Annotated in this window: 9 protein-coding genes and 1 pseudogene; 6 read left to right on the forward strand and 4 right to left on the reverse strand. The window is 60.8% G+C overall.

Going from position 1 to position 8,239, the window contains the following annotated elements; translation table 11 throughout:
- Nucleotides 1-74 precede the first annotated feature (74 nt).
- Nucleotides 75-1,022, forward strand: a pseudogene (locus tag PG896_RS19805) (PilT/PilU family type 4a pilus ATPase); the annotation flags it as partial.
- Nucleotides 1,023-1,054: 32 nt separating this feature from the next.
- Complete coding sequence (yaaA, locus tag PG896_RS19810) at nt 1,055-1,828, forward strand: peroxide stress protein YaaA (RefSeq protein ID WP_069652225.1); 774 nt, start codon at nt 1,055-1,057, stop codon at nt 1,826-1,828.
- A 187-nt stretch (nt 1,829-2,015) separates the two neighbouring features.
- Here yaaA and srmB read toward each other — a convergent pair whose 3' ends face one another.
- Complete coding sequence (srmB, locus tag PG896_RS19815; protein ID WP_041210934.1) at nt 2,016-3,236, reverse strand: ATP-dependent RNA helicase SrmB; 1,221 nt, start codon at nt 3,234-3,236, stop codon at nt 2,016-2,018.
- A 127-nt stretch (nt 3,237-3,363) separates the two neighbouring features.
- On the opposite strand from srmB, the gene PG896_RS19820 reads away from it, so the two are divergent.
- Entirely contained in the window at nt 3,364-4,074 is a 711-nt protein-coding gene (locus PG896_RS19820) for a tRNA1(Val) (adenine(37)-N6)-methyltransferase (protein ID WP_171864937.1), read from the forward strand.
- Nucleotides 4,075-4,264: 190 nt separating this feature from the next.
- Nucleotides 4,265-5,572, forward strand: a complete 1,308-nt coding sequence (gene brnQ, locus PG896_RS19825; RefSeq protein WP_080944186.1) for a branched-chain amino acid transport system II carrier protein — start codon at nt 4,265-4,267, stop codon at nt 5,570-5,572.
- 89 nt (nt 5,573-5,661) lie between these two features.
- On the opposite strand, the gene PG896_RS19830 is transcribed toward brnQ, so the two are convergent.
- Genes PG896_RS19830 through zur form a run of 3 tightly spaced genes read right to left on the reverse strand, consistent with a single transcriptional unit; the run spans nt 5,662 to nt 6,804 of the window.
- Nucleotides 5,662-5,889, reverse strand: coding sequence for a hypothetical protein (locus PG896_RS19830; protein ID WP_039039956.1), 228 nt, complete (start codon nt 5,887-5,889; stop codon nt 5,662-5,664).
- Nucleotides 5,890-5,894: 5 nt separating this feature from the next.
- A complete protein-coding gene (locus tag PG896_RS19835; protein WP_010673043.1) occupies nt 5,895-6,356 on the reverse strand; it encodes a chemotaxis protein CheX in 462 nt (153 codons plus the stop codon).
- Nucleotides 6,346-6,804, reverse strand: a complete 459-nt coding sequence (gene zur / locus PG896_RS19840) for a zinc uptake transcriptional repressor Zur (RefSeq protein WP_043153132.1) — start codon at nt 6,802-6,804, stop codon at nt 6,346-6,348. Before zur ends, PG896_RS19835 begins: the two co-directional genes overlap by 11 nt.
- Before the next feature lie 136 nt (nt 6,805-6,940).
- Between zur and dusA the strand changes: the two genes are divergently transcribed.
- Nucleotides 6,941-7,927: a tRNA dihydrouridine(20/20a) synthase DusA gene (gene dusA / locus PG896_RS19845; RefSeq protein WP_270836119.1), complete on the forward strand. Its 987-nt coding sequence runs from the start codon at nt 6,941-6,943 to the stop codon at nt 7,925-7,927.
- A 2-nt stretch (nt 7,928-7,929) separates the two neighbouring features.
- Nucleotides 7,930-8,079 (forward strand): hypothetical protein, encoded by a 150-nt coding sequence (locus PG896_RS19850; protein WP_080944170.1) that lies wholly within the window; start codon nt 7,930-7,932, stop codon nt 8,077-8,079.
- Nucleotides 8,080-8,239 lie beyond the last annotated feature (160 nt).

Genomic DNA, 8,239 nt, shown 5'->3' on the forward strand with positions numbered 1-8,239 from the left:
GCAAGCAGGAAAGTGGGATCAAGAGACGATCGTCTCATTTTTCCTGTGTCAATACTGTTCCGGTGAATACTTACCTGGACGAGACCCACTTCGAGCGCTTCCTGCACACCCGCGAGGCCAACTACGCCATCCAGCGAGGCTCGCTGGGGCGCTTTCGGGTCAGCGCTTTCTGGCAACAGGATATGCCGGGCATGGTGCTGCGCCGCATCGAGACCCGCATCCCCACCTTTGACGAGCTGGTGCTGCCTCCCATCCTGCAGGAGGTCGCCATGGCCAAACGCGGGCTGGTGCTCTTCGTCGGCGCCACTGGCGCCGGCAAGTCCACCACCCAGGCGGCCATGATCGGCTTTCGCAACCAGCACGGTGACGGCCACATCCTGACGGTGGAGGATCCGGTGGAGTTCGTCCATCAGCACGATCGCTGTCTGGTGACCCAGCGGGAGGTGGGGATCGACACCGCATCCTTCGATGTCGCCCTCAAAAACTCCCTGCGCCAGGCCCCGGATGTCATCCTCATCGGTGAAATCCGCTCCCAGGAGACCATGGAGTTCGCCATCCAGTTCGCCGAGACGGGGCACCTCTGCCTCGCCACCCTGCACGCCAACAATGCCAACCAGGCGCTGGATCGCATCCTGCATCTGGTCCCCCAGGAGAAGCACCGCCAGTTCCTGTTCGATCTCTCCTTCAACCTGCGCGCCATCGTCGCCCAGCAGCTGCTCCCCTCCGCTCATGGGCAGCGCCGGGTCGCCGCCTTCGAGATCCTGCTCAACACCCCGCTCGTCACCGACATCATCCGCAAGGGAGAGATGCACAGACTCAAGGAGGTGATGACCAAATCCGGCGAGCTCGGCATGCAGACCTTCGATCAGGCGCTGTTCGGCCTGTTCTGCGCCGGCCAAATTGGCTACAGTGAGGCCCTTGCCCATGCCGACTCCGCCAACGACCTGCGACTGCTCATCAAGCTGTCGGGTCGCGAGCAGCTGGGCGCAGGCACTCTCGACAACGTGACCCTGGATGAATGAGGGGCGTGCGTCACCGCTAGTAAAGGACAGTTATGCTGATTGTGGTTTCCCCGGCCAAGACGCTGGATTACGAGTCACCCCTGGTGACCTCCCGTTTCACCCAACCCGAACTGCTGGACCACTCCGCAGCACTGATCACCCGGGCTCGTCAACTGAGCCCGGACCAGATCGCCAGCCTGATGAAGATCAGCGACAAGCTCGCCGGCCTCAACGCCGCCCGCTTTGCCGAGTGGCAGCCTGACTTCACGCCGGCCAACGCCCGCCAGGCGCTGCTGGCCTTCAAGGGGGATGTCTACACCGGTCTGGCCGTAGAAGATTTCAGCGAGGCCGACCTCGACTTCGCCCAGGCCCACCTGCGCATGCTCTCCGGCCTTTATGGCGTACTGCGGCCGCTTGACCTCATGATGCCCTACCGCCTGGAGATGGGGATCCGCCTCGACAACCAGCGCGGCAAGGACCTCTACCAGTTCTGGGGCGACATCATCACTGAGCACCTGAACAAGGCGCTGGCAGCCCAGAGGGACGACGTACTGATCAACCTCGCCTCCGACGAGTATTTCAAGTCGGTGCGCCCGAAAGCCCTGCAGGGGCGCATCATCACCCCGGTCTTCAAGGACGAGAAGAACGGCCAGTTCAAGATCATCAGCTTCTACGCCAAGAAGGCCCGCGGCATGATGGCACGCCATATCATCAAGCATCGGCTCACCCGGGTGGAACAGCTGACCGGTTTCAATGCCGACGGCTACTACTTTGTACCGGAAGAGTCCGACGCCAATACCCTGATGTTCAAGCGCGCTGAAAATTAATTACACATTCAAGGGAACCAAGTCGGAGATCCTCGGGTCTGACTCTGTGAATCCTCTGTTGTAAGCACTTTTTGTTGGCCGACGTCCTTGCGTCGGCTTTTTTCTGCGCCTCTCTCAGGCCACTCCCCAGGCAGCAGACAGCAAAACGGCCATCCTGGGATGGCCGTTTCAACTGTGCTCGGGGGCATTACTTCTTTTTCTTCTTTGCCGACTTCTTGGCATCCTTCGGCTTTTTCTTCTTCACCGGCACCCGCGCTTCCTTGTGTCTGGGGCGCAGCTCATCGATCACCCGGCGCTTGAGGCGCTCCTCGGTGTAGCGTTCGATCTTGGCGACCATGGCCATGTCGTGAGCTTCCACCAGGCTGATGGCGCAGCCACGGTTGCCGGCACGACCGGTACGACCGATGCGGTGCACATAGACATCCGCGCCGTAGGGCATGTCGTAGTTGATGACATGGCTGACGTTCGGCAGGTCGATGCCGCGGGCAGCCACGTCGGTGGCGATGAGGAAGGGCACCTCCCCTTCGTGGAACTTGCGGATAGACTCGATGCGCTTGGCCTGCTCCATCTCGCCACGGATCCAGGCGCAGGGCACGCCTGCCGCCTGCAACTGGCCGGAAAGCTCCGCCAGTCGCTCACGGGTCTTGACGAAGATGATGGCCTTCTGGGTTTCCGGGTTTTTCAGGATGTGCACCAGCAGAGCCAGCTTGTGGGCGGCATCATCGGCCAGGTGGATCCACTGGGTGATGGGGCGGCGCTCACTGCGGGGCGGCTCGGCGTGCAGCTCAACCGGGTCTTTGAGGATCTCGCTCGCAAACTTCTCGAGGCCGGCCCCTTCCAGGGTGGCGGAGAAGAGCATGGTGTGCTTGCGGTAGCGCGCCTCTTCCACGATGCGGTTCACGTCCTTGATGAAGCCCATGTCCAGCATCCGGTCCGCTTCATCCAGCACCAGCACCTCGATGTCGTGGCTCTCGAACTCCTCTTTCTCGATGTACTCGAGCAGACGGCCCGGGGTGGCCACCACGATGTCGGTGGTCTTGGTCAGGGCAGGCAGCTGCTCTTCATGGCTGACACCACCGATGATGGTCTCGATGCTGAGATGGGTGTGCACCGCCAGGGCCTTGGCGTGAGCACTCACCTGCAGCGCGAGCTCGCGGGTCGGAGTCAGGATCAGCATGCGGCACGGACCCGGCTTGCGACGCGGGAAGTCCAGCAGGTGCTGCATCGCGGGCAGCAGGAAGGCGGCGGTCTTGCCGGTTCCGGTCGGCGCAGAAGCCAGAATATCGCGGCCGTCCAGGGCTGGCTCCAGCACCATCTGCTGGATGGTGGTGGGGCGGGTGAATCCCATCTCGGCCAAGGCCCGACTGAGGGCTGGATTCAGGTCGAAATCATCAAAGGACTGGCTCATGGCAATACTCGGTCATTAAGGAAGCGGCAGATTATAGGCGATTATGCCGCCGGCTCCTATGGTGACTGTGGCTTAGCCGCTATAATCGCCGGCCATTTTCCGCGGGCAGGCACAGGAGGAGGGCCGAATGGGGCGCAACAACGGTTTCACGTTCAAGCAATTTCACATCGATCACGACCGCTGCGCCATGAAGGTCGGTACGGACGGCATTCTGCTGGGAGCCTGGGCGCCGGTCGACAGCGCCCGCCGGGTGCTGGACATCGGCACCGGCAGCGGCCTCATCGCCCTGATGCTGGCCCAGCGCAGCACGAACGACTGCCACATAGACGGGGTGGAGCTGGATAAGGATGCAGCCATGCAGGCCCAGGAGAATGTGACGGCCTCCCCCTGGCGTGAGCGGGTCACCATCATAGAGAGCGCCATTCAGGATCACCTCGCCCCCCCTTACGATCTCATCGTCTCCAACCCGCCCTATTTCCCGGCAGGCCAGACACTTCGCGATCCGGCCAGGGCTCTGGCCCGTCATACCGGGGGGCTCGACCCAAGGGGATTGCTGGCCGCCAGCGATCGCCTGCTGAGCCGTACCGGGCAACTGGCCCTGGTGCTGCCCACGGCGATGGCGGATGAAATTTTATGCATTTCGTCGAGTTATGATCTGTATGAGCGTTGTTATCTGGCTGTTACCACCAGAGAGGGGAAAGAGGCAAATCGTGTTTTATTGCTGCTTGGCAGAGGATTAAACAAGTGTGAGAGGGGTGAAATTGTGATCCATTCTGCCACGGGAGGCTATTCCGACAGATATATCCAACTAACCAGCCCCTTCTATTTGAAGATGTAAATTTTGCCTTGAACTATTTTTTCACATCATTATGCTGACTGCTAAATGAGCGCCCGCTCAAGACCAGTTCAAACCACTGGTCGCGATGAAAAAACCAGCGGGGCTCTTTTTTTTACCCCCGGAAAGTGCCGGTCACTGACAAATAAAAAACTATAACAAGCAATAGTTTACAAGACAGACGAGGTTGAACTTGACGAAATCACTCACATTGTCCGATGTACTCGGATTGGGCTTCATGACCTTTGCGTTCTATCTGGGCGCAGGCAACATCATCTTCCCGCCCCTGGCCGGCTTCATGGCGGGTGAGCACCTCTCCCTGGCCATGCTGGGCTTCCTGGTCACCGCCGTGGGCCTGCCCCTCATCACCATCATCGCCGTCGCCAAGGCTGGCAACGGCTGGGCCGGCATGACCAAGCTGCTGCCGGCCGGCGTGGCCACCGCACTGGCCGTCGCCATCTACATCATCATCGGCCCGGCCTTCGCCGCCCCCCGTACCGGCCTGGTGGCCTACGAGATGGGCCTCAAGCCCTTCCTTGGCGACATGGGACCATCCGGTCTGGCTGCCTACACAGTACTGTTCTTCGGCGTGGCCATCCTGGTCTCCCTCAACCAGGGCAAGCTGATGGATGCCATCGGCAAGTACCTGACCCCGCTGCTGATGCTGCTGCTGCTGACCCTGGCCATCGGTGTCTTCGTCGCACCGCAAGGAAGCATGCCTGCCGCATCCGGTGACTACCAGAGCACCCCCTTCGTGAAGGGCATTCTGGAAGGCTACAACACCATGGACACCCTGGCGTCCCTGATGTTCGGTGCCCTGATCGTCGACCTGCTGCGCCAGAAAGGCATCCATGACTACCAGAGCCAGTTCAAGTACCTGGCCATCGCGGGCATCATCTCCGCCATCGGTCTCTCCGTGGTCTATGTCTCCCTGTTCCAGCTGGGCAACACCGCTGCCGGCGTCGCCACCGACGTGAGCAACGGCGGTGCCATCGTCAACGCCTACGTACTGAGTCTGTTCGGCCAACCGGGTCAGTTCATCCTGGCAGCCATCATCACCCTGGCCTGCTTCACCACGGCCGTCGGCCTCATCTCCGCCTGCTCCGACTTCTTCCACAACCTGACCGGCATGAGCTACAAGAAGCTGGTCGTGCTGCTGGGTGTCATCTGCGGCATCGTGGCCAACGTGGGCCTGAGCCAGCTCATCAGCCTCTCCATTCCGGTGCTGGTCGCCATCTACCCGGTTGCCGTGGCGCTGGTACTGGTCACCTTCCTGAAGGGTTACTTCGGTCGCCCCCGTCTGGTGTTCCGCTCCGTGCTGCTGGTCGCCTTCCTGTTCGGCTGCCTGGACGGCCTGGGCGCCGCCGGCATGAAGATGGATGCGTTCGCCTTCCTGCCGCTGTTTGACAAGGGCCTGGCCTGGTTGCTGCCGACCCTGCTGGCCTGTGGCCTCGGTGTCATGGTGCGTGGCAATGGCAAGCTGGCTGCAGAAGCGGCCTGATAACAGATCTTGACCAAATAAAGAGGCCAGCATTCGCTGGCCTCTTTTTTGTTGGTGCAATCTGGTCCATCCGTTGTGGAGAGCGCTCCTCAGAGTACGGTTGCGGGCTTGGGTTTGCCTGCAAGACCGTACCAGTGATGCTCAAACCGGCCCGCATGCCAGCGCAGGGTGCCCCAGGGCTGGTCAGCCTGCCAGCGCGGGAAGTTGATCTCCACGCGGTTGTCTTCGTACTTGTAAAGAGAGGTGCTGATCTCGATATCCGACAGGATAAGCAGCACCACCCCACCGATGACACTCCATTTCAGCATCTTCCACATGGCGATTACTCGAAGCAGATCTCGATGGTGGCACGGCCATACTCCGATTCGAACGGCATCATGATCTTGGCGCCGTCGGCCCGGTGAGTAATGGTGTGATTGGGACCGGAGACGATGACCGGGGTCGCCATGTCGAACTCATAGCCCTTCTCCCCCAGCATGCGTTTGGCGCCGCCCGTCACCATGTTGGTGATCTCGCCCACCATGTCGGTCACTTCCTCGTTGATGGTGGCCGGCGCCTCCCCCAGCATGCGACGCATGATCTCCAGTGCCAGCCCCTTCTCGAAGCTGATGGAGAGGGAACCCCGGGTCTGCGGACCCACCATGCCAATCAGGCCGGAGACATCTCCCCGAGCCAGCTCGTCCGTCTTGCGCTTGGGCGCGCCCGGTTTGAGTTCCAGCTGTGCCATGGTGGAGAGCACGTTGAGCAGGGAGAGCAGGAACGGGTTTACAAAATCAGCCTTCATCTTGACTTCCTACGGTAACGGAACAGCGGGCACATTGACCATGGGCTTCTATGGTCTTGTTGGTAATAGTAAAACCATGCTGATGAGCCTGCTCGGAAAAGGCGCCGTCGATGGCGGGATCGTGCAGCTCCACTACCTCACCGCAACGATCGCAGATCAGCAGTTGCATCGGGTGGGCATGGTCGAAGTGGCAGCAGAAGATGAAGGCGTTGAGCGACTCCACCTTGTGGGCAAAGCCCTGTTCGAGCAGGAAGTCGAGCGCCCGATAGACGGTAGGCGGTTTGGCATGAGCCTCGGTCTGCTGCAACTGGGCCAGCAAATCATAGGCACTGATGGCATTGCCGTGGGCGGCAAGCAGCTGGAACACCTGGCGCCGTGTCGGGGTGAAACGGATCCCTCGCTGCTCGCAGAGGCGTTCCGCTCGTTGTAGAAGTTGGTCTTGATTCATGTTCACGCAGATACCCTGTCAATTAGCCGGATACTATCACAGGGCCCCCAGTGCGCGGCGACAAAATTCATTTTCTGGGGCTGTCTCACGTTGTGATAGAATCCCGCCCCTTGTTTGGCCAACCCGGATGATTTTTATGCAGGCGCAGCGCTTTTCCATCGCCCCCATGCTGGACTGGACCGATCGGCATTGCCGTTGTTTCCACCGTCTGATGACCCGCCAGACCCTGCTCTATACCGAGATGGTGACCACGGGCGCCATCATCCACGGCAAGGGCGACTATCTGGGCTACAGCGAGCAGGAACACCCTCTCGCCCTGCAACTGGGTGGCAGCAACCCGGCAGACCTGGCCCGCTGCGCCAGGCTCGCCGAGGAGCGCGGCTATGACGAGGTCAACCTCAACGTCGGCTGCCCTTCCGATCGGGTGCAAAACGGCCGCTTCGGCGCCTGCCTCATGGGCGAACCCGCGCTGGTGGCTGATTGCGTCAAGGCAATGCGCGACGTAGTCGACATTCCGGTCACCGTGAAGACCCGTATCGGCATCGACGAGCAAGACTCCTACGAGTTCTTGCAGGCCTTCATCGAGCAGGTACGGAACGCCGGTTGCGATACCTTCATCGTCCACGCCCGCAAGGCCTGGCTGAGCGGCCTGAGCCCGAAAGAGAACCGCGAGATCCCGCCCCTCGATTATCCTCGCGTCTACCAGGTCAAGCAGGATTACCCGGATCTGACCATTGTCATCAACGGCGGGGTGACCAGTCTGGAACAGACTCTTGAACATCTGCAGCACCTCGACGGGGTCATGATGGGCCGCGAAGCCTACCAGAACCCCTACATTCTGGCCCAGGTGGACAATCTGGTGTTCGGCGAGAACCATGCCGTGCCAAGCCGCCACGAGGTGGTGCGGATGATGCTGCCCTACATCGAACAGGAGCTGGCCAAGGGCAACTACCTCTCCCACATGACCCGCCACATGCTGGGGTTGTTCCAGAACATGCAGGGGGCGCGCGCCTGGCGTCGCCATCTGAGCGAGAATGCCTGCAAGCCGGGGGCCGACATCCAAGTGGTGCTGGATGCCATGGCCAAGGTGCCGGAGTTCGCGCCGGCCGACGCGGTGGAGTGATCATGTACCGCTTCACCGGATCCTGGCTGCACAAGGCCCTGGTGCGTCTGTGCGCCGGCCTGCTCACCATTCTCGGCATCAAGCTCAGCGCCTTCTATTTCATCGGGCTGCTGATCGTGCTGGGGCTGCACCGGGACCAGATCCTGGGCTAAGCGCCCCACGCTCCCGAACAAGAAAAAGCCGGCGCCCCTGCGCCGGCTTTTTTGTCACCACGGAGGTGACCCGACAGTCTGGCTTATACCAATCGGATTAAACATTAGGTCAGTTTTATCCAATCTCGGCTACAAAGTGACATCACCCGCTCCACATCGG

Origin of the sequence: Aeromonas sp. QDB30 (assembly GCF_027707645.1) — a bacterium.
GTDB lineage: Bacteria > Pseudomonadota > Gammaproteobacteria > Enterobacterales > Aeromonadaceae > Aeromonas > Aeromonas caviae.

Coding starts and splice junctions, on each gene's coding strand:
- PG896_RS19850 (WP_080944170.1), top strand. CDS start 7,930: ATGTACCGCTTCACCGGATCCTGGCTGCACAAGGCCCTGGTGCGTCTG.
- PG896_RS19835 (WP_010673043.1), bottom strand. CDS start 6,356: ATGAAGGCTGATTTTGTAAACCCGTTCCTGCTCTCCCTGCTCAACGTG.
- zur (WP_043153132.1), bottom strand. CDS start 6,804: ATGAATCAAGACCAACTTCTACAACGAGCGGAACGCCTCTGCGAGCAG.
- PG896_RS19820 (WP_171864937.1), top strand. CDS start 3,364: ATGGGGCGCAACAACGGTTTCACGTTCAAGCAATTTCACATCGATCAC.
- PG896_RS19830 (WP_039039956.1), bottom strand. CDS start 5,889: ATGTGGAAGATGCTGAAATGGAGTGTCATCGGTGGGGTGGTGCTGCTT.
- dusA (WP_270836119.1), top strand. CDS start 6,941: ATGCAGGCGCAGCGCTTTTCCATCGCCCCCATGCTGGACTGGACCGAT.
- srmB (WP_041210934.1), bottom strand. CDS start 3,236: ATGAGCCAGTCCTTTGATGATTTCGACCTGAATCCAGCCCTCAGTCGG.
- yaaA (WP_069652225.1), top strand. CDS start 1,055: ATGCTGATTGTGGTTTCCCCGGCCAAGACGCTGGATTACGAGTCACCC.